We start from the raw sequence: 22,037 nt of genomic DNA, 5'->3' as shown, positions 1-22,037 counted from the left end.
GTAGATGGTGCCATTGCTACGTTGGATGCACTACCGGCTGTAGCAGAGGTTGTTCGTAAACAAATCCCCATCTTGCTGGACAGCGGTATTCGCGGAGGAGCCGATGCATTCAAAGCGCTGGCACTCGGCGCAACGGCAATCTGCATCGGCCGGCCGTATGTGTATGGGCTTGCTATTGCCGGTGAGCATGGTGTTTATACGGTGCTTCGCAATTTTATGGCAGACTTTGAATTAACGATGGGCCTTGCAGGCTGTAAAGATGTAACCGAAATTACTGCAGAACGACTGCAACGTCATTGACAAACCGATGCGGTGAATGAGCGGATAAAACTGTTGGATGTTCATGCTTGGCCTTGGACTTTTCTTTACCTTTCACGCGAAATTTTTTAACAACGTATGAAACGATTTTTATCTGGAATCTTAACAGCATGTGTATTGACGGCCTGCACTACGGCACAACTTAACCAGGCCATGACGGAAGTAAACAAGGCACTCAACACCGAAACACCTTTAACCACGGCCGAAGTAGGCGAAGGATTGAAAGAAGCGCTCATCAATGGTATATCCAACGGATCGGATCTCGCTTCTGCCGTAGATGGCTATTTTAAAAATCCCAGGATCAAAATTCCTTTTCCACCCGATGTAAAAAAAGTAGAAGATAAACTTCGCCAGATTGGCCTGGGCAGCGAGGTGGATAAATTTGTAATGACTTTGAACCGCGGCGCAGAAGATGCTGCTAAAGAAGCCAAGCCTATCTTTATCAACGCTATTAAACAAATGACGATACAGGATGCCTGGGGAATTTTGCGCGGCTCAGAAAATGCGGCCACCGAATACCTCAAGCGCACGACAACCGCACAATTGCGCGAGAAATTTCAACCCGTAATTGCGAACTCGCTGAACAAAGTAAATGCAACCAAATACTATAGCGATATTGTTACACAGTATAACCGTATACCGCTGGTAGAAAAAGTTAATCCTGACCTGAACGACTATGCTACCACCAAAGCGATGGACGGTTTGTTTTTACTCATAGCTGATGAAGAAAAGAAAATCCGTCAGGATCCTGTTGCCCGCACTACCGAGCTGCTGAAGAAAGTGTTCGGCTCGCAGCAATAGCATATTATTTCCAGACTATATTTTAAGAGACCACTTAAACAACCAGCGTTATGTCACTTTTCGAAAAGCATAAGCCCGTCATCAACAATGCTATTAAAGCGTTGCACGACCGCGTATTTTTTGCACAATATCCGGAGAACCCTGCGCCCGCTATATATGGCGAAACAGCTGATGCCGATGCGCAGGCAAAATTCAAATCAGGGCTCGGGAAAAAATTTGAAGAGCTCAAACAATCCAGCCCCGAAGACTGGATCGGTCAGGAGGAATCACCTTACCTGCAAGAGCCTCTTAAAATTTCGTATCCTTCATTCTCTGCACAAACTTTGGTGGAGCGTGCGGGCAAAGCTTTTCATACATGGCGCAAAATACCGGTTGACGATCGTGCCGGTATATTGGTTGAAACGCTGGAACGAATCAAAGGAAGATTCTTCGAAATTGCCTACGCTACCATGCATACCACCGGGCAAGGCTATATGATGGCCTTCCAGGCATCCGGACCACATGCTGCCGATCGTGCACTGGAAGCGATCGCAGCCGGCTATGAAGAGCTGCAACGATTCCCCTCAAAAACCGTCTGGGATAAACCGATGGGAAAATTCAATATTCAGCTTAACAAAGAATGGCGTGCCGTGCCAAAAGGTATATCTGTAGTGATCGGATGCTCCACCTTCCCTACGTGGAATTCTGTGACAGGTATATATGGCAGCCTTATTACCGGCAACAGTGTTATTGTGAAGCCTCATCCCGGTGCTATATTACCCATAGCGATTGTGGTGGCTGAAATACAAAAAGTTTTAGCGGAGAATAATCTCGATACCAACATCTGCCAACTGGCAGTGGATACGGTTGATAAACCGCTTGCAAAAACACTGGCAGAAAGTCCGGATGTAAAGTTGATCGATTTTACTGGTAATTCTGTTTTTGGAAGTTACCTCGAAAGTCTGCCCGGTAAAACTGTATTTACCGAAAAGACAGGTGTAAACTCGGTTATACTTGATTCAGCAGATGACATTGATAAAGTTGCTGCAAACCTCGCATTTTCCGTTGCTTTATATAGTGGCCAGATGTGTACGGCACCGCAAAACTTTTATATACCGGAGAGCGGCATTAAAACTCCAAATGGTATAATAACATTCGATGCCTTCGCGCAAAAATTGGCTGACAATATCAATGGTATTGTGGATAATCCGAAGGCCGGGCCTTTCGTATTGGGTGCCGTGCAAAGTAAAGTCACTTGTGAGCGCGTTACCAACGCTGAAAAATTACCTGGCAAAGTATGGCTAAAGTCGCGCACGTTCGAGAACCCCATGTTTAAGAATGCACGCGTAGCAACACCAGTACTTGTTGAAGTAGATGCTACCGGCAAAGATATATTCAGCAAAGAATTATTCGGGCCAATTGCTTTATTGATCAAGACAAAAAATACGGATCAAAGTATAGCACTGGCACAGGAGATGGCGTTGCATCACGGTGCTATATCGTGTGGCGCTTATACAACTGATCCGGCAGTAAAGGAAAAGATTGCCGATGAGATGGCACTGGCGGCAACGCCCGTTTCATTCAACCTCATTGGCGGTATATATATGAATCAGCATGCCGCGTTTTCAGATTTCCACGTAACGGGTGGTAATCCGGCAGGCAATGCATCGTTTACCAATCCGGAATATGTAACCAGACGCTTTACATGGGTTGGACACCGTGAGCCTGTAAAAGCGGAGTGATATACAGCCCGTGGATCATTCCAGCCACACCGATTTTATTTTCCAGATGTGAATCTGGGCGTTGGCATCACCGCCTTCGGCAAATTGTTTAAAAGTATATTCGGAAGAAGTCGGAAAAATCTGGTCGGTAATAACCTGTTCTCCATCGTTGATATATACTTCAACGATGGAGTTATCGACAAAAACATGCAGCTTCAATTTGCCCTGCTGCAGCTTTATTGGAACTCGCTCTATGCTTGAAAACCCTGAATGGAAAGCAACGTCCCCTGATTTCGTTCTGTCGAAATACACTTCGTCTTTCTTATAGTCATAGCCTATAACAGTTTCTTCATTTTTGCCGGTTATCAGTTTAAAGCCTGCAACGGAAATTTTGCTTTTAGCATTCACCGTAAGCTCATATTCTACTTCGAAAGATTTTTCAGGAAAAATCCTGCCAAGCTGATCTACACCAATACTATCAGAACGCAACGTCAACAGCTCCCTTACCGGGTGCTGCACGATGCGATAGCCCTTCGCTGTTTTCTTAAGATATAGCTCGCGTGGCAATGTCATCGCACTTCGCCACGGGTGTGTGGGTATACTTTGACCATACGCCCAATTGTTGGCCCAGCCCAACAGAATGGTGCGTCCATCCTGTTTCGGAATATTATTAAAAGTAACCGCTGCGTAGAAATCCTTTCCATACTCCAGGTATAGCGGATATTGTTTAGGATTATCGGCTGTAAATTTCTTTCCATCAAATTCACCCGTAAAGTATTGCATGCCTACATACGCGGGCCCTTGCGGATGCGAGTTTGAAACCAGCAGCACCCATTTTTTCTTTGACGGATTTTCAAGCAGCGGTACCTCCACCAGATCAGGGCACTCCCATATCTTGGCAGTATCGCCCAGCGGGCCAAACTCACTAAGTAGTGTCCAGCTTTTCAGGTCTTTCGATTCATAGAACTGCACTTTGAATTTGTCCGGCACCACTATACTCGCTACCCATTTACTTTCCGGCTTATACCAGAACACTTTCGGGTCGCGAAAGTCTTTCAGATTTTTATCAAGCACCGGATTATTCTCATATCGCGTAAAGGTCCGCCCATTGTCTTTACTGTAGGCTATACTTTGATGTTGTCTGAGCTGTTGATTATTGCGATGTACATGCGATGTATACATCGCTACGATACCGCCTTCACCTCCGGTAAAAAAACCGCTGGTATTGGCGCTATCTACTACAGCACTGCCTGAAAAGATCATCGTACTATCGCCTGATGCTTTATCGGTATATTCCCGTATGGCAACCGGGAGGTGTTCCCAATGTAACAAGTCGTTGCTTACCGCATGGCCCCAGCTCATGTGGCCCCATACATTTCCATAGGGATTATATTGATAGAATAAATGATACTCCCCTTTAAAATATACCAGCCCGTTAGGATCGTTGGTCCAGTTATGATCGGGAGAAAAATGATAGGCCGGCCGGTATTGTTCCGTATAGGTTGGCTTGACCGAATCGGTGACAACAGGCTCGGGTGACTCAGCGGGACGTTTTACCGTACACGCTATACATCCCAGAAACAGTACAGTACAGACAATTGATTTTTGCATACAGAATGAGTTTGATAATCAACAGCACTTCAGCAACACTCTTGAAAGATACAACAGTACCTTCAACTATTCAATAACCGGCATGTTCTCCAAAAGTTTTATAGCCTGTTCAAGCGAATAGGTATCGTTTATTTTTCTCAACCGTTTAACGTTGTTTCTGAATTGTTCTTCTGTTAACAATCGATTCACTTTTGCTGCAATGTCTTCCACAGAGTCAGTAATCATATCGCCACGCAAACCTAAGCCATGATATACAACGCGTGTTGAATTACCGGGTGGATCCATTACTGATTCGCCCGGATATACCAGCATCGGCACACCACGGTCTATCGCTTCCTTGATCGAATTAAGGCCACCATGTGTAATGAATGCATCGGCATACGTAAGCACATCCAGTTGCGGAACGTAACTCTGCACATATACATTTCGCTTTATACTGAGATCGCCTAACTCCAAACTGGTTGCGAGCAGCAATACAACCCTCTGATTCATGAGTGCCTCTGCGAGTTTCTTAATAAATACTATAAACGTCTGCTTGTCCTCGATCGGTACAGTGCCAAAAGCACAGTACACAACTTTTACGCCTTCTGCATTTACTTTTTCAAGAATCCGGTCTTTAATCTCTTTATATTCTTTACTCCCCTGCTCCTGCCGGGCATAATCGATTTGAAAGCCTACATGATGGTGCCCCGGGTATACCTTCGCTTCACGAAAGTCGAACTCACGCGGCAGAAAGATCAGCTCTTCCAATCCTTTCAACACTACACCATAATACCGCTCTTCTTCCGATATATACTTTGCCGGTATATTATTCCTGCGCATTCTTCGCTTCAGAATCGCATTATCGTCCATGCCGAAAAACTTCACCTTCTGCAACCAGAGTCGTTTCTGCTTTTTCTTTCGAAGTAATTTTATTTCCCGTTTAATTCCTTCACGATCATCCGGAAATACAAGGCTGTTAACAGGCGGAAAATTTTCGGTAAGCACAGAGGTGAGCATGGCATGCACCAACCCAAAACGAATCTTTCGTTCTTTCAGTAATGGATATAGCACAATAAAATCGGTAGTCTGATTGGTATCCAGCAGAATAACATCGGGTTTATACTGATCGAGCAATGCCGTGAGCTCCTGCTTACGTATAGTATATAAATGATCATTCCACCGGTCTTTCAACGCATTCCAATATACAGGCGTACGCTTTTGTGCCTGGCACAACCATTCCTCCAGGCCAAGCCCGAAAGGCACTGTATTTAGAGGATAATACTGAAAGCCCTGCGCAGCAATATATTGATGAAAGTAGGCTACGCCTGAAAAAAGAACATGGTGTGACTGCTGCAATACGCGCGCCAAATGGAAGTATGGATTAAAGTGGCCTTTACCATGATAACACAGAAAAAGAATGCGCGCCATAGATTATAAACCTTTCCTAAAGATGATACAAAGTCGCGAATAAACCACCGGCATCACCTATACTTTACATCGCCGGCAACACTATCTTACTTTGGCATCGCGAATATAGCGTGCAAACCAATTGGGAAAGAATCGTTTGAATTTGACGCCCAGTGTTTCAATGCCGCCTATATATACTTCATTCTTTTTCCTTTCAATAGCGCGAATTATTTTCTTCGCACACCAGTCAGCAGGTTTACCTTTGTATTGCGCATCGTCCATTTTACCCAGCGGACTGCCATCGCCGGTTACGGCTGCGAGTGTGATGGGCGTATGAATAAACCCGGGACAGATCATGGTTACTGTAATGCCATCGCGCACATCTTTCCACAGCTCCGCTCTTAATGAATCAAAGAATCCGTGCAACGCATGTTTGGATGCGGCATAACCAGAACGATACGGTGTACCAAATTTACCCGTTACGCTGGAGACGGTTACAAAATGGCCGCTCTTGCGCTTCAGAAAATGCGGAAGTATATTTTTAGCAAGCGCTACAGCACCGAAGTAATTTACTTCCATAATTTTCCGGTCAACGTCCAGCAAGGTGTCTTTGGCAAAACTTCGCTGGCTGATACCACCGTTGTTCACCAGTATATCAATATGGCCAAACACCTGGATCGCGGCTTCTGCAGAAAGTTTCAGCGTTTCCGTTTGCGTAAGGTCGAGCGGAAGTATATGTACATTGGCTTGAGCTGAGGCTGCGCAATTTCCCTTTACACGTTCAAGCTCTTCTTTTCTGCGGGCAGAGAGTATAAGTTTGGCTCCTTCTTTCGCCAGCGCATAAGCCAATGCTTCGCCTATACCGGATGATGCTCCGGTAATCCAGACAACTTTATTCTGAAGCTTCGCCATATTCTATTTTTTAAAAATAAAATATACTGCCAGCACGAGGAATGCAAAACCAATCAGATGGTTCATTTTAAAAGTTTCGTTCTTAAAAAACAGAAACGAGAAGATCATAAACACCACCAGCGTAATCACCTCTTGCAAAACCTTGAGCTGCACCAGCGAAAACGGTCCGCCATATTCTTTATACCCGAGGCGATTGGCCGGCACTTGCAACAGGTACTCAAACAACGCTATACCCCAGCTTATCAAAATAACCACGAGCAACGGCAGGCTCTGGCTCCACTTCATGTCTTTAAACTTCAGGTGGCCATACCATGCCAGCGTCATAAAGCTATTGGAAAGCACCAACAGTAAAATGGTATATAGTATTCTCATCATGTGTACACTTTATAACAATGATTGCAGACCGTTTTATGATCTGCAATCACTTTGAAAGGGCTGTATATTTACTTCACCAGTTTTTTATACTTGATGCGGTGTGGCTGATCGTCACCGAGGCGCTTGCGCTTATTCTCTTCGTATTCGCTGAAGCTCCCTTCAAACCACGTAATCTGCGAATCACCTTCAAACGCGAGGATGTGTGTACATACGCGATCGAGGAACCAGCGGTCGTGGGAGATAATCACGGCACAACCTGCAAAGTTATCAAGGGCTTCCTCCAGGGCACGCAGTGTGTTTACGTCCAGATCGTTGGTAGGCTCATCGAGCAACAACAGGTTACCACCCTGGCGCAACGCAATGGCCAGGTGCACCCGGTTGCGCATACCACCGGAGAGTTCTTTTATCTTCTTCTGTTGATCTGTTCCGTTAAAATTGAACTTGCCTACATACGCGCGTGAGTTCTGTGTTTTACCTCCCAGTTCAATCAATTCATTTCCGCCGGTAATCGCCTGCCATACGGTGTCTTCCGGCTTCAGGTCATCGTGCTCCTGGTCAACGTATGCAATCTTTACCGTTTCACCCACTTCAAAATTACCAGCATCCGGTTTTTCTTTACCGATAATCATTTTGAACAACGTTGTTTTACCGGCACCGTTCGGCCCGATAATACCAACTATACCTGCCGGAGGCAGTGAAAACGTGAGGTTTTCATATAGTAATTTATCGCCATAGCCTTTGGCAACACCGGTAGCTTCAATTACTTTATTACCAAGACGCGGCCCTGGCGGAATGAAAAGCTCCAGCTTTTCTTCCCTCTCTTTTGTTTCCTGGCTCAACAGCTTTTCGTAAGCACTCAGGCGGGCCTTACCTTTTGCCTGGCGGCCTTTCGGGTTCATGCGCACCCACTCCAACTCACGCTCCAGTGCTTTCTGCCGCTTGGATTCGCTCTTCTCCTCCTGCGCCAGGCGCTTCTGCTTCTGGTCGAGCCATGAAGAGTAATTTCCCTTCCATGGTATACCTTCTCCGCGGTCGAGTTCCAGTATCCAGCCCGCTACATTATCCAGGAAGTAACGGTCGTGCGTTACCGCGATTACCGTTCCTTTGTATTGCTTCAGGTGTTGTTCCAGCCAGTATACAGACTCTGCGTCCAGGTGGTTCGTTGGTTCATCCAGCAACAGTACATCCGGCTCCTGCAGCAAAAGGCGACAGAGGGCAACACGTCTTTTTTCACCGCCGGACAGGTGTTCAATTTTAGCATCTGACGGAGGACAACGCAATGCATCCATGGCACGCTCCAGCTTGCTATCCAGTTCCCACGCATTAACGGCATCCAGTTTCTCCTGTATCTCGCCCTGCTTGGTGATCAGTTTATCCATAGCATCCGGATTTTCCATTACGGCCGGATCAGCAAATTTCTCATTGATGGCTTCAAACTCTTTGAGCAGCGAAACCACTTCGCTCACACCTTCTTCAACAATCTCTTTTACTGTTTTGGTCTTATCGAGCTGCGGCTCCTGTTCGAGCAACCCCACAGAAAAGCTGAGGTCAGATACCACTTCGCCCTGGTATTCTTTATCAATGCCCGCGATGATGCGGAGCAGCGAAGATTTACCCGAGCCGTTCAACCCGAGCACGCCTATTTTGGCGCCATAGAAAAACGAGAGGTAAATATTTTTGAGAACCTGTTTGCTTGGCGGATAAATCTTGTTTACCCCCGCCATCGAGAAAATAATTTTTTCGTCAGCCATGAGTTATATGTTGATGATGGTTGGCTCTGAGAATTTTATGAAATGAAGGGCTTTCTTCATTCAATAATTCAGAAAGTTAGCCGTTGAGTTTATGGCCGCAAATATGGCTTTTTTAGTCCATAGTGCATAGCACAAGATCATTTGACCACGTCAGCCATCAGGTTACCTTTTTGATTTTTGGACTATCGACCGTTAACTATTGACTATGCCCTAATTAATTTTATTTTTGCGAAAAATTAAAAGGAGGACGTAAACTATGTATTGGACTCTTGAACTTGCCTCTTACTTAGAGGATGCTCCCTGGCCGGCAACCAAAGATGAGTTGATCGATTATTCTATCCGTTCAGGTGCTCCCCTGGAAGTTGTAGAGAACCTCCAGGAACTTGAAGATGACGGTCAACCTTACGAAAGTATCGAAGAGATCTGGCCGGATTATCCTACCAAAGAAGATTTCTTCTTTAACGAAGACGAGTACTAACATCGAACCAACATTTTACTAAAGATTATTAAGCTGAAGCCGGCCTTCATGGACGGCTTCTGTTTTTTTGATAGAGATGCAATCGTTCTACCGGCTATTCAGGAGTAAATTTCCTGCATTCCTGTCATCAAACGAATTACCCGTTTGCAGTCCGGTGATTCTGCTTTTCTTTCGACCTGCTTTTCAAAAGCACCCTCTTGTCATTTTAACCTAACAATCAAAAACTACTTTAAAAGAAGTATGGTAAATTTTCTAAAAGGAAGACGTGTAGTAACTTTTTTATTGACGCTCTGCATTATTCTCGGTTCCTGTAAAAGTATGAACAAGGCTACCAAAGGTGCCATTATTGGTACGGCTGGTGGCGCGGCTGCCGGTGCCGCTATTGGTAAAGCTGCCGGTAACACCGCCGTGGGTGCCATTATCGGTGCCGCTGTAGGCGGAACTGCCGGATACCTGATAGGCCACTATATGGATAAGCAGGCTGCCGAACTGAAGAAAGACCTGGAAGGCGCTACCGTTGAGCGTGTAGGCGAAGGTATAAAGATCACTTTCCACCAGGGTATACAGTTTGCGGTTAACTCTGCTGAAGTATCTTCAACATCCAAGGCTAACCTGCAAGACCTGGCGCGTGTACTGAACAAATATAGCGACACCAACATCCTGATCGAAGGTCATACCGACTCTACCGGTAAACATGACTACAACCTGTCGCTTTCCGAGAAGCGTGCAGAAGCAGTATCAACCTATCTTAAAACACAAGGTGTTACCGCTGTTCGCGTTACTACTGTAGGCTATGGCCCCGATCAACCCATCGGCGACAATGCCACAGAAGCGGGCCGTCAACAAAACAGACGTGTAGAAGTAGCGATCTTTGCCAACGAAAAACTCAAGAAGAAAGCTGAGAAGGGAGAAATATAGTTTTATGCTATATATTTAGTTAAACACAAGAGAGGCAGCGACAGTTGCCTCTTTTTTTGTCAGAAATTCTTTCAGCTAAAAGCTGAAAGCACAAAGTTAAAAGTCCGATTACACTAACATCTATACTATCCACCAGTTTGACAACGCACGCCCCGTACTCTTCCCTCCCACACCTCTGGCAGCTAGTAGCTGGCAGCGCGCAACTTGATAAGCGCCTCTGCTACAATCAGATCTTCCGGCGTAGTAATCTTGATGTTCTCATAGCTTCCTTCAAACAGAGATATAGTATGTCCGGAGTGTTCGGCTACGCTGGCATCATCGGTAAGGCTTGGGTCTTCCTTCATCTGGTATGCTTGTTTGATCAGATTTACCTGAAAGGTTTGCGGAGTTTGTATCAATCTGAAGCGTGAGCGATCCATAGCCTTGGTATTATCCTGATCCGTTATGCGGATTGAATCTTTCAATCGCACCGAAGCCACCGCACACTGATGCACTGCTGCCAGACGAAACGATGCTCCTATAATATCTTCACTCACCAACGGGCGCACACCATCGTGAATGGCCACCAGTCCATCGCCTTCAATTTTATCAAGACCATTTTTTACAGACTGAAACCGCGAATCGCCCCCCTTCTGTAGTATAAGTGAGTGAGTGAAATTATGTTTTTTACAGAGCGCCTGCCACGTTTCGAAATCATCTTCCGGAAGCACCAGTATAATTTTTATAGAAGAAGAATAGCGGTAAAAAGCCAGTATAGTATGCATCAGTATTGGCAAACCACACAGCTCAATAAACTGCTTCGGCAATTTACTTTTAATGCGCGTGCCTTTGCCACCGGCCACAATGAGAGCATATTCGGAAGTATTCAAGGGAATCTCGATTTTGGCAGGAAGATAGTAAGGGGTCTGTTATCCGCCAATAGTTACAGGTTAACCGTTATCAGAAGAGTTTATTAACGATTAACCTGTAGTGTATAACTGTGATTTCTGTGGGAAATAAAATGCATTTTGTTCCACAGAACCCGCAGAATAACACAGATCGTTTAGGGTAACCGTTTAAATATACTCTTCCTGATAACGATTAACCGATTTACCAATAACGGCTCTGCATCTGTAGTATAATTCTCCTGCAGCCACTAATCTCAACCTCTTCAGTCACTTAGTTAGTAATAACATCGACCTCTGCATATCCTGTTTCATTATTACCTTCTGTATTTTTCAATGCCCGGAATTTAATGTACCGTGCCTTCGCAGGAGCAAAATTCTTTACTTGCCACAAGGGGTTATTTTTGATGTTGGGAAACTCACCCTGCGATACGAGTTTCCAGTCTTCATTGTTTGTTGAAATATAAAACTCATAGCGGGCGATGTAACTTGGCTCCCACATGTTTTGATCCGGAAAATACCGAAAGCCGCTTAAAGTTTGCTCGCTTCCTAAATCAATTACAAGATCGATGGGCATCTTTTTATCTTTGTGCTGATGCCAGCCGGTGTGGATGTCTCCATCCAGAATAGAATATGCACGGCTATCCTCAACCTGTAGAATTTTCCAGTTTGTTTTAGGAAGATCAAATTTCTCTACCGCTACCGAACTGCTCTTGCCGGTGGCGGGATCGAAGACAATTGCTTTCACTTCTACTTTTCCTTCGGTTTTAACAGGACTAACGTACCGGTTTGACTTGGAGGTTGGTTCACTACCATCCAGGGTATAATATAAAAGTGGTCCGATGTCGTCTGCAGCAATACTGATTTCACCAGTCTGATTCCGTATAATGGTTGGAGCATTCAGAAATACCGGAGCGTTAAAAACGCCAATGGTAGAAATAACAGGAGAGCTCTTGGACTCCAGAATAGTAAAACGAACTTGTGTTGCCAGCACACCCGGAAAACGAACAATGCGTTTGTATCCAATGGTTGTTCCTTTTGCCACTTCCTTCCAATTACCATCCACCAGCGCTTCCACCGTAAAGGCTTTCACACGCTGTCCCAGGGAAATATACTCCTGGGCAAGAAAGCGGTTAATTAATGTTGGCTTCTTAAATTCAATTGTAAGGGATGCAGTGGTTACAGTATCATCCGTTGCCCAGTAAGTGTCCGCGTTACCATCAATGACCATCCGGGCTTCGTATTTTTTATCCTTGCCACGAACACTGGAGACTTTTACAGAGGCTTTCTCCGCAAGGTTTTCATCAAATGATTCTTTCACAACCTGTGCAAACTCAAGAGCAGCCTTTTCGTCATTTTTATGAATCAACCCGTTGGGCATAATGGGAAAGTTGAGCAGCAACGTTCCATTGCGTCCGATGGAATGGTAATATATATCCATCAGTTGAGGCACCGTTTTTACTTTATTGTCTTCGCTGGGATGATAGAACCATTCGGGCCTGATAGAAGTATTGACTTCGGCAGGCACCCACGAATCACCACTCTCAAGTCCGAAGTGCAGCATATTCCAGGTTACCTCACCTGTGGCATTTAACAAGCTCCAGTTTGTTTCGCCAACAAAGCCGGCTTCTGTTCCAACCCAACGCAAATCTCCCCGGTCTCCGCCATCATTCCAGATAACTATATCAGGCTGCAGCTTTCGAATCATCTTGTACGTGTTACTCCAGTCGTAGTACGTAGTGCGGTCTATCGTGCGTGTTTCATTAGCACCACCGTAGTAGCCCGAGCCTCCGTTGGCACCATCAAACCACACTTCGAAAACAGGACCATAATTAGTGAGGAGTTCTGTAAGTTGATTTCTGAAGTAGGTAATATACTCGGGCTTTCCATAATCCGGGTGATTTCTGTCCCACGGTGAAACATAAATACCAAGCTTCAATCCATATTCTTTGCAGGCATCGGCCAGTTCACGAACGATATCGCCTTTACCATTTTTCCAGGGTGCATTCTTCACCGAATACTCCGTATACTTTGACGGCCACAAACAAAAGCCACTATGGTGTTTCGCAGTAACAATTATTCCCTTCATGCCCGATTCTTTGCAGATGCGCGCCCACTGTCGACAATCCAGTTCTTTCGGATTAAAAAGATTGATGTCTTCATTTCCATATCCCCACGATTGATCGGTATACGTGTTCAATGAAAAATGTACGAAGGCATAGTACTCCATAGCCTGCCATTTTAATTGATTGACCAAAGGAACAGGCCGATAAGGAGCAGGCGGTTTTACCTGCGCCATGCCTATACTTATTGTGCTGGCCAAAATGAAAATTACGGTTATCAATTTTTTAATCATGTCAATGCTTTAGTCAGACTTCTATAACTACAGTTCAGTGGGAGTAGTTGCAAAATTGCTGGCAGGCAGAAATAACCTTTCAAGAATATATAGTATACCGTCAGTTATCGATGCCCGGTAAAAATATAGAACAGCCAGGTATAATAATATTATTCCTCCTCTGGCTAGTCGAACTCAACCCTGAACACCGTTGCCAGTTCATCCATTGCAGTAGCCTCCGGTGTTTGTATGGTAAGCCTCTTTCCCGCCATTGACCACTTTAGCTCGGCATCGCTGCCCACAACGGAGACACGCTTTACATTTTGTTCTATATCGGTACGGATTTCAAGAGGTGCATTGGGGGTAGGAAGCCCAAGTGCATATATATACATATACTTTTTATCTTTCGACACAGCAAAGCGAATATCATTCTTGCTATAGCTTATTGTCGCTGATTGTCCACCGAAGTAACCTTTCTCAATATTCGCATCTCCATAACCATAGATTGAGTAAGCACGCGTTTCGTATACGGCTTCTTTATGCTTGTTTATCCACTTTCCCAGAGTACTCAAAATATTGCGCTGTTCGTTATTGATTGTTCCATTGGCCATCGGGGATATATTCAATAATACAATACCTCTCTTGCTCCACACATCGATCATGTTTCGGATAACGAGTGATGGTTGTTTATAAGTTTGTCCGTTGATATAGCACCAGCTATCATTACTTAAGGTGATATCGGTTAGCCAATAATCCTGAGAGAGGTCTGTCTTTCCGCCCTGTTCAATATCCAGCATCCCTACATTCGCAGGCAAGTCTTCCTGTTTGTAGGCAACAATCGGATGCTGACCGCGCGATGTTGCCATATTGAAATGATGTGCTACCATTTTCTGGCGGTATTTCTCCGGAATGCGATCCAGCCATGAGTCAAACCAGATTATATCCGGTGCATAGTTGTCCACCACCTCATTTACCTGGTTCAACCAGTAATCCAGAAATTCGCCTTCCGGCATGTTGCCATACAATAGCCTGAGCTTGGGATCAGTGGTTGAAGTAATATAATCGGGATGATATGGAAAATGACTATCGTCTCCCGGATCAGGTGTATTCTGTGCCCACTTTGCTGTATCCTGTGCATACCGCTGCAGCAATCTTTCGTGGTGAAAGGTTGCGATAGTTTTCATGTTGTTTCGCTTGAGCTCCACAAACAAGTCACCGAGTATATCTTTCTTGGGGCCCATCGCTTTGGAATTCCACGGATTCAACTTACTGTCCCACATGGCAAATCCATCATGGTGCTGTGCAACAGGACCGGCAAATTTTGCTCCGGAATTTTTGAATAACTCAGCCCATTCTTTAGCATCAAAATTCTCGGCAGTGAACATTGGTATAAAGTCGTGGTAGTTGAATTGAGATACCGGACCAAAAGTTTTCTTGTGATGCTCATAAATATCACCACCCCAGTCTTTCCGTCCGGGTGCATACATCCATCGTGGATACCACTCGGAGCCGTAAGCCGGCACACTGTAAACTCCCCAATGGAAATAAATTCCGAACTTCGCATCTTTGAACCATTCGGGTTCTCTTTCAATCTTCGCGAGAGATTCCCATGTCTCTTCAAACTTCGCATGGGTGTCTGGTGTCTTCATATTTGGTCTTGTCTTGCAGGCAAAAAGTGCAGCAGTTATGCTTAAGATCAAGAGCAGACTTTTTAGCTTTATCATAATTGTAATCTGATTAACGGACTTATTACTTCGACTTCGGTTTAGTTACTTCTTTTAGTTTTTATTAGCCAAGGCATCATTCAAACACTTTCTTCTCTGCCAGCAACTTGTCGAGATACTTTTCATCTTCTGTTTGCTGAACGAGCGCTTCAGGCTTTATTCCTTTTGCAAAAGCAATAGCGCCTACACGTCCCTGATTGTTGAAAAGCACATCCGGAGTTTCCCTGGCGATGGGATCGGTATAGGCTTCCTCCGGCGAAATGATCTTCCATCCTTTATCTTTCAGTAGCTTAATAAGATCGCCAAGAAAAAGCGCTGTCATATCATTTTCGTGAAGGAGCAACACGTGTTTCGGTGAACGGCCGAGTACTTTCTTTCCAATGTTATCATAGAACTGAATGCTGTTCCAAACGTGTTCGAGATAAAATTTCTTCAGCTCGGCATAGTTTATTTTTGTGTTGCTTTTGATTGCTTTACTCGCTGCACTGTTAATATACCAGTCATAATTGTCGATCGTGATGTATGCGTTGGCAAGCGAAAGAGCGGCAAGCGTGGCACGAATGGAATCGCGTGAAGTTTTGGTTGGGCCTTCGTCCAGGAAAGGATATCGATACCATCGTTTATACGGAAGCGCCGTTGCTTTTAATATCGAGTCAGCTTTCTGAATATCATGAATATAGTTGGCAGTTCCCATCACACCGATCCAGTTATGCGAGTGAGAATGATTGGCAAGTAAGTGCCCGGCATCACTATACATTTTCAATCGCTGATAAGCATCATCGCGGTTAAGCTGGGATGTAATGACGAAGAATGCGGCTTGCTTTACTTTATATACTTTCAAAGTCTCGATGATCTTGGATGTCCGCTGCATACCGGTAAAAACAGCACCATCGCCCGAAGGAATGTCATCGAACGTAAGGGCAATTTCCTGCGCATAGGAGCTTAAGGAGAAAAAGAATATAGCGGCAATAGAGAGTATTCTTTGCATGTTGTAAAAAGGATAATGATTTATGTTCTGAATTTTGAAATCCCGGAAGATTCCTGATCAATGCCCTTCATTTTATTTGAAAGTTATTGGCATGAGAGGTACGGATGCCAGTACTATATTTACAATTCAAAGATCTTATCCATTACAATCCACTTTTCTCCCTTGTTTGCCCAGGGAAGTGATTGCTGAAAACTCCACATCAGTTGTTCCCATTCCTGAACTTTGGGATTGGTACTATCCATCGCTGCTTTTTTTTCGAAACTGAAGTTATCTTCTGTTTCCATAATCATAAACAACCGGTTACCCGTTCTATAAATTTCCATGTTAAGGATGCCGGAGTCAGTAATACTTTTTGTGATGGCAGGCCATGCGTTTTCTTTTTTGTGCCAGTCTTCGTATTGGGCAATTAACTTCGGGTCATCAACCAGGTCCAGGGCCAGACAATATCTTTTCATTTTTAGTAGGTAAGTTTTAAACCGGAATTTTCTAAGCTAGTTCAACCATTGCTTTTATAACACCATACTCGGGATTCAACCATTTTTCGAATTCGTCTTTAACCTGATCAAAATTTACCCGATGGGTAATGAAAATGGTTGGGTCTATCTCTTTTTTTCTGATCAACGAAATCACATATTCGAAATCTTCTCTTGTTGCGTTCCGGCTGCTCATGAGCGTAGACTCTCTCTTATGAAACTCGGGGTGGCTGAAGGAGATGTCACCCTTCTGCAGGCCAATCAAAATATAGCGCGCGCCATGCGCCATATAGCGAAAGGCATTGTTGATAGCTTTCAGATTTCCCGTTGCATCCATAACAACAGTTGGCATATCACCCTTTGTAATAGCTTTTAACTTCTCGATAACATCATCGTTCAGGGCATTGATAACATGCTCTGCCTTCAATGTTTCTTTGCAGAACCTTAATCGGTCCGTATTGGTGTCGAGAGCAATTACGTTTGCTCCTGCGGCACGTACAAATTCCATTGTACCTAATCCTATAGGGCCGGCACCTACCACTAAAACAAATTCATCTTTTTTTACTCCTGCCCTTCTCACGGCATGTGCTCCAATGGCTAAAGGTTCAACTAAAGCGAGCGCGTCTAAACTCAACCCTTCGCCATGAACGAGGGCGTATGATGGCACGGAATAATATTCTACCATGCCGCCATGCTGATGAACGCCACACACTTTCATATTAACGCAGGCATTCTGCTTTCCCGTACGGCATGCAATACATTCTCCGCAAGAAAAATAAGGAATAAAGGTAACGGTTTCTCCAACCTCAAAACCGGATACATCTCCCACATCGACTATCTCGCCCGCGAGTTCATGACCCAAAATGCGAGGATATTCGAAATAGGGCTGAGTTCCTTCAAAGGCATGTAAGTCGGTTCCACAAATTCCAATCCTCCGGATCTTTATAATAACATGTCCTGGCAACAGTGGCGGTTGTTCTGCGTTTACATAGTTAAACTCACCAGGCTTCGTGCAGACTAATGTTTTCATCATATTCTTGTAATCTTCTTAAATAAATAGTTGAGTTACTATACAGGCGAAGTAAAGTCTACTTCCGTTAGATTTCTATTTTTGAGTTCGCCCCAAAACTGAGTTGGAATAGTTGTCTGAACCATTGCCAGATTGGATTGCACGCGCGATGCATTGGTAGTATTCAACGCTATACTTTTTACTCCGGGAACATTCAGTGCAAATTGTACACAAGCTTGCGCGGGGCCTATAGCATATTCATTGCACACTGCAAAAAAATCTTCGCGCCACTTGAAAAGGGCATCGCTTTGTATATTCCCTTTTTCAACCAGGCGATAGTCGAAATAATTACTTCCTACCAGAAAGCCTGAATGAAATACCGCGGAGTTAATAACATATATACCTTGCCGGCTCGCGTCTGCAATAAAATGCAGCAATTCTTTCGGATGGCTTTTAATGGTCATGCTGTTAGCAATCATGATCCAATCCAGTTCAACATCCTTTGTTATTCGTTCAATGATTTTCCAATCTTTGGCACCAACACCAATGGATTGTACTTTTCCCTGCCGCTTCAAATCGTACAATGCCCGGTAAGCTTCGAGAACATCCTGGTATAGTTTTTCCGAATGCTGAGCGTTGCTAGCGGTTGCTATATATTCATCAGGATCATGCACAGAAACCATTTGAGCGCGATAACCATTCAGCAGCTCGTTACCTTGTTCGAAGCATTGCAATATTCCCTCGTAACTTATTTTCTGAATTGCATCGTGTTTCAACTGTTTCCAGACGCCCGGTTCAAAAGTTGGTTCATCCGTTGTCAGATCAGTGCGATACCAACCCAGTTTGTTACTTATCACTACGTCTTCCGGACGGGCATTCAATTGCTTAAGACATTTTCCCAACGTCTCCAGTGCCAGGCCGGCACCATATTTACCGGCTGAATCGAACACAACTTTTCCGCTCGACAAGCGAAGGCATTCACTTACAATATTTAACTTTTCCTGTTCTTCCAGGGCAACAAATAAATTGCCCAAACCACTGGTTCCAAATACAATGGGTGGAAGATCAGCAATTGCTGTATCTGTACGCGGATTATGAAGTTTATGACGCTCGTTCATAGCCATAAGTTAACGTTGTTGCGATTCTTACACAATCTGCAACCGGATTTAATAAATGTTGTCAGACTGCTATATCTGTTCATATGGTAATGCCAAAAACCGGCATTCTGCTAAACAAACTTAGTATGCGTATCAAAGCTTGTCATTACACCAAAAAGACTTTATTTTGTCTAAATCCGACTTTTTGCCAATTCTGACTTAATCGTATGGAAAAGAACTTATTGAATTATAATTTCTCGCTTTTACACATTGATTACGTTAAGCTGAATAAAAAATGGAACTACACCAATGTAATCAGTCCCTACTATAGAATATATTATATCGATGAAGGCGAAGGTTCTATTTCAAGTAAACAGGATAAGATAAAGCTCGAATCCGGTTATCTCTATCTTCTTCCGAGCTTCACCTTGTGTAACTTATTTTGCAAGGTATATCTAAGCCAGTATTTCATTCATTTCTTCGAAGAATCGGCAGAAGGTCTTTCACTTTTTGAACATAACAGGAAGGTAATGAAAGTACCGGTTAGCACCACAGACATTGCAAACATTAAAAGACTACTGGAAATTAATCCGGGAAGGGGCATAAACCGTTCAGACAACCCAAAGGAATACGAGAAATCTACTTATTACAAAAGCTATCAGCAACTTAACAAAACAGTAAGTGATTCAGTCTTCTTTGAAACCCAGGGTATTATACTTCAACTGATTTCACGCTTTTTGGATTCCCGCAAATTCAAAAGCAAAGCGCCGAATCCGATCCCGTCAAAAATCCATGAGTCGATGCGACACATTCAAGTCAACCTCAGGGAAAATTTAACTGTTCGTTATTTGGCTGAGAGAGCCAATTTGCATCAGGATTATTTCTCAAGATTATTCTTACGACATGCAGGACAGCGACCTTTAAGTTACCTGCATAAAAAGCGAATTGAACGTGCACAATATTTGATCGCTGCTACCGATTTGTCATATACAGAGATAGCAGAAGAAATCGGTTTTGAAAATTCATCTCATTTTTCAAAAGTCTTTAAAAAAGTTACAAGTCTGACCCCGGGTGAGTATAGAAAGCAAAACAGAATTTAGCAGAACGGATTTCCCGGCAAGCTGATAGGTATACTCAGCCCTTTAAGAGTCTGAAAAGCCCATTAACAATTAACGTGTAACCGATAACGGCTCAAACGGTTCTGAAACAAAAAGGCCATCCCGCGTGAGATGGCCTTTTGTTAGTATATGTGCGGTACTAAAGTTCTATTTAACAGCTAATACCGCGTAAAGCGGAACCTTCGAGTCATTTACACCATCGCCATTTGTATCGTACGAAATTTCATCGACTAAAAGTCTCAATGTTGTTGCGTTCAGTACTGAAATCGTAAAATCTCTAGAATCATTACTGGAAGAAAGAGAAAGTGTCTTTTCGTTATTTTTAAAAGACCAGGTGCCGCTTTCTTCGGTTTCATCACCATTACAAGTATTGGTTCCAACGGTCTGGGTATACTTTCCGTCTTTGGTAAGCGTAACAACGTTATCGCCTTCGCAGGCCGTCATTTCTTCGTCGGTATAGTCTACAACCTGACCACCAACTTCAATTTCATATTTACTGATTACCCAGCTCTTCGCGATAAGATCGGTGTTGCTGGGAGTTGCGTCTTTGTCATCACTACACGAGGCAACCAATAAAGTAACCAGAACTAAGGATAGGGGGATAAATTTTTTCATGTTAATTAAAACTGTTTAAGTATAGAGGCGAAAATAGAATCCTTAAACACATACACCAAATAGATGTACCATTTCATATCACTCTACATCCAACATGGGTCAATATATCCTTTTTTAATGCGATAGCCAGCAAATAGCCGCAACGTGCCGCCTACCGGCCAGGTAATAACCCGTGCAACTAATCCATTTTTTATTCTCCCGTCTTTTTATTGCACCTTTGCCCTCAAATTCACCTTTTACCACACTCTATCCCACTCTCCCACACCCCAGCGGCTTGCAGCCAGAAGCCTGCAACCAATCGAAAAACATGAAGCTCTACAACAACACAACCAACGCAGTAGTACAGGCGCTCGAAATGATCTTCGGAGAACAGCGCTATGCTGATAAAGTAATCGAGAAAGTATTAAAGCAAAACCCGAAATGGGGTGCACGCGACAGGCGCTTTATAGCCGAAACCACCTACGACATTGTGCGCTGGTATAGACTGCTGCGCGAAATTTCTGGTGCCGGCGAACACGACTATTGGAAATTACTCGGAGCGATATTGGTACTGCAAGATACACCGCTTCCTCACTGGGAAGAATTTAAAGGCGTAAACCCCAATGAAATTGCCAAGCGCAAACGCAACGCCGATAAAGTACGCAAGGTACGCGAATCTATACCCGACTGGCTCGATGAAATGGGAGAGAAAGAGATTGGCAAACTGTGGGATAAAGAACTGAAGTCGCTCAACGATGAAGCCAAAGTTGTTCTGCGTGTTAATACACTGAAGACGAACAAGAAAGATCTGCGCGAACGACTGCTGGAAGAAAACGTAGAGACGTATGCCGTGAATGGATTTGAAGATGCCTTGCTGTTGAAAGAGCGCCAGAATGTGTTCGGTATACCTGCTTTCAAAGGCGGATTGTTTGAAGTGCAGGATGCTGCCTCTCAACTTATCGCTCCTTTCCTGAAGATAGAACCCGGACAACGTGTAATCGATGCCTGCGCAGGTGCCGGCGGCAAGACGTTGCACATTGCTGCACTGATGAAAAACAAAGGACGCATCATCGGTATGGACACCGAAGAATGGAAACTGCAGGAGCTGCAAAAGCGCGCCCGCAGAGGGGGCGTTACAAACCTGGAGACACGCATAATCGACTCTTCAAAAGTTATCAAACGACTCGAAAACTCAGCAGACCGCTTACTGCTCGATGTACCTTGCTCCGGCCTCGGTGTATTAAAACGCAACCCCGATGCCAAGTGGAAACTCTCCGAAGAGTTTATTAAAAACGTAAAAGAACTTCAGCAACATATACTCCAGGATTACTGCCAGATGGTAAAACCCGGTGGACTTATAGTATACTCTACGTGTAGTATACTTCCGTCTGAAAACCAGCACCAGGTAAAAACATTCCTCGAAAACAATCCTGACAAGTACGAGTTACTCGAACAGCAACACGCCTGGCCAAGCGATGGGTATGATGGGTTTTATATGGCGCTGTTGAAAAGAAGATGATGAAGGAGCTGCAAGCTTTTAGCAGCGAGCAACGAGTTTCGAT

Annotated in this window: 20 protein-coding genes; 7 read left to right on the top strand and 13 right to left on the bottom strand. The window is 44.2% G+C overall.

Annotated features, from left to right (window positions below):
• The 3 genes from V7Q33_RS19135 to paaN all read left to right on the top strand — a co-directional run.
• Window positions 1–300: alpha-hydroxy-acid oxidizing protein (locus V7Q33_RS19135; RefSeq protein WP_333820911.1), on the top strand; the 300-nt coding region annotated here is incomplete at its 5' end.
• 96 nt (window positions 301–396) lie between these two features.
• Complete coding sequence (locus tag V7Q33_RS19130; RefSeq protein ID WP_331984083.1) at window positions 397–1,119, top strand: DUF4197 domain-containing protein; 723 nt, start codon at window positions 397–399, stop codon at window positions 1,117–1,119.
• A 50-nt stretch (window positions 1,120–1,169) separates the two neighbouring features.
• Entirely contained in the window at window positions 1,170–2,840 is a 1,671-nt protein-coding gene (gene paaN / locus V7Q33_RS19125) for a phenylacetic acid degradation protein PaaN (RefSeq protein ID WP_333820908.1), read from the top strand.
• 15 nt (window positions 2,841–2,855) lie between these two features.
• On the opposite strand, the gene V7Q33_RS19120 is transcribed toward paaN, so the two are convergent.
• The 5 genes from V7Q33_RS19120 to ettA form a co-directional block, all read right to left on the bottom strand.
• Window positions 2,856–4,430, bottom strand: coding sequence for a glycoside hydrolase family 32 protein (locus V7Q33_RS19120; RefSeq protein ID WP_333820906.1), 1,575 nt, complete (start codon window positions 4,428–4,430; stop codon window positions 2,856–2,858).
• A 66-nt stretch (window positions 4,431–4,496) separates the two neighbouring features.
• Window positions 4,497–5,840, bottom strand: a complete 1,344-nt coding sequence (locus tag V7Q33_RS19115) for a glycosyltransferase (protein WP_333820904.1) — start codon at window positions 5,838–5,840, stop codon at window positions 4,497–4,499.
• Window positions 5,841–5,921: 81 nt separating this feature from the next.
• Window positions 5,922–6,731, bottom strand: a complete 810-nt coding sequence (locus V7Q33_RS19110) for an SDR family oxidoreductase (protein WP_331984089.1) — start codon at window positions 6,729–6,731, stop codon at window positions 5,922–5,924.
• Window positions 6,732–6,734: 3 nt separating this feature from the next.
• Window positions 6,735–7,103, bottom strand: coding sequence for a DMT family protein (locus V7Q33_RS19105; protein WP_331984121.1), 369 nt, complete (start codon window positions 7,101–7,103; stop codon window positions 6,735–6,737).
• 71 nt (window positions 7,104–7,174) lie between these two features.
• Window positions 7,175–8,857 (bottom strand): energy-dependent translational throttle protein EttA, encoded by a 1,683-nt coding sequence (ettA, locus tag V7Q33_RS19100; protein WP_331984091.1) that lies wholly within the window; start codon window positions 8,855–8,857, stop codon window positions 7,175–7,177.
• 256 nt (window positions 8,858–9,113) lie between these two features.
• On the opposite strand from ettA, the gene V7Q33_RS19095 reads away from it, so the two are divergent.
• Both V7Q33_RS19095 and V7Q33_RS19090 read left to right on the top strand, forming a co-directional pair.
• Window positions 9,114–9,335: a DUF2795 domain-containing protein gene (locus V7Q33_RS19095; protein WP_039751840.1), complete on the top strand. Its 222-nt coding sequence runs from the start codon at window positions 9,114–9,116 to the stop codon at window positions 9,333–9,335.
• A gap of 240 nt (window positions 9,336–9,575) precedes the next feature.
• Window positions 9,576–10,253 carry an OmpA family protein gene (locus V7Q33_RS19090; RefSeq protein ID WP_331984093.1) on the top strand — a complete coding sequence of 226 codons (678 nt, stop codon included), beginning with the start codon at window positions 9,576–9,578 and terminating at the stop codon, window positions 10,251–10,253.
• A 182-nt stretch (window positions 10,254–10,435) separates the two neighbouring features.
• Here the strand turns inward: V7Q33_RS19090 and V7Q33_RS19085 are convergent, their stop codons facing one another.
• The 7 genes from V7Q33_RS19085 to V7Q33_RS19055 form a co-directional block, all read right to left on the bottom strand.
• Entirely contained in the window at window positions 10,436–11,122 is a 687-nt protein-coding gene (locus tag V7Q33_RS19085; RefSeq protein WP_333820890.1) for a 2-C-methyl-D-erythritol 4-phosphate cytidylyltransferase, read from the bottom strand.
• Between the two features lie 289 nt (window positions 11,123–11,411).
• Window positions 11,412–13,493, bottom strand: coding sequence for an alpha-L-fucosidase (locus V7Q33_RS19080; RefSeq protein ID WP_333820888.1), 2,082 nt, complete (start codon window positions 13,491–13,493; stop codon window positions 11,412–11,414).
• A gap of 164 nt (window positions 13,494–13,657) precedes the next feature.
• Window positions 13,658–15,121 (bottom strand): alpha-L-fucosidase, encoded by a 1,464-nt coding sequence (locus V7Q33_RS19075; protein WP_333820886.1) that lies wholly within the window; start codon window positions 15,119–15,121, stop codon window positions 13,658–13,660.
• 151 nt (window positions 15,122–15,272) lie between these two features.
• Window positions 15,273–16,184: a polysaccharide deacetylase family protein gene (locus tag V7Q33_RS19070; protein ID WP_333820884.1), complete on the bottom strand. Its 912-nt coding sequence runs from the start codon at window positions 16,182–16,184 to the stop codon at window positions 15,273–15,275.
• A gap of 119 nt (window positions 16,185–16,303) precedes the next feature.
• A complete protein-coding gene (locus V7Q33_RS19065; protein ID WP_331984101.1) occupies window positions 16,304–16,639 on the bottom strand; it encodes an L-rhamnose mutarotase in 336 nt (111 codons plus the stop codon).
• A gap of 31 nt (window positions 16,640–16,670) precedes the next feature.
• Complete coding sequence (locus tag V7Q33_RS19060) at window positions 16,671–17,687, bottom strand: zinc-binding alcohol dehydrogenase family protein (protein ID WP_331984123.1); 1,017 nt, start codon at window positions 17,685–17,687, stop codon at window positions 16,671–16,673.
• Window positions 17,688–17,725: 38 nt separating this feature from the next.
• On the bottom strand, window positions 17,726–18,784 hold the full coding sequence (locus tag V7Q33_RS19055; RefSeq protein ID WP_333820882.1) for an aldo/keto reductase: 1,059 nt from the start codon (window positions 18,782–18,784) through the stop codon (window positions 17,726–17,728).
• A gap of 206 nt (window positions 18,785–18,990) precedes the next feature.
• Here V7Q33_RS19055 and V7Q33_RS19050 point away from each other — a divergent pair, with 206 nt between their 5' ends.
• The gene (locus V7Q33_RS19050; protein ID WP_331984104.1) at window positions 18,991–19,863 is read left to right on the top strand and encodes an AraC family transcriptional regulator; all 873 of its coding nucleotides are present in this window, start codon (window positions 18,991–18,993) and stop codon (window positions 19,861–19,863) included.
• 165 nt (window positions 19,864–20,028) lie between these two features.
• Here V7Q33_RS19050 and V7Q33_RS19045 read toward each other — a convergent pair whose 3' ends face one another.
• A complete protein-coding gene (locus tag V7Q33_RS19045) occupies window positions 20,029–20,496 on the bottom strand; it encodes a lipocalin family protein (RefSeq protein WP_333820879.1) in 468 nt (155 codons plus the stop codon).
• 307 nt (window positions 20,497–20,803) lie between these two features.
• On the opposite strand from V7Q33_RS19045, the gene V7Q33_RS19040 reads away from it, so the two are divergent.
• Entirely contained in the window at window positions 20,804–21,994 is a 1,191-nt protein-coding gene (locus tag V7Q33_RS19040) for an RsmB/NOP family class I SAM-dependent RNA methyltransferase (RefSeq protein ID WP_333820877.1), read from the top strand.
• Window positions 21,995–22,037: the final 43 nt, after the last annotated feature.

The organism is Ohtaekwangia sp. (assembly GCF_036786105.1).
Taxonomy (GTDB): domain Bacteria; phylum Bacteroidota; class Bacteroidia; order Cytophagales; family Cyclobacteriaceae; genus Ohtaekwangia.
This window is presented reverse-complemented; position numbering and strand designations above follow the sequence as displayed.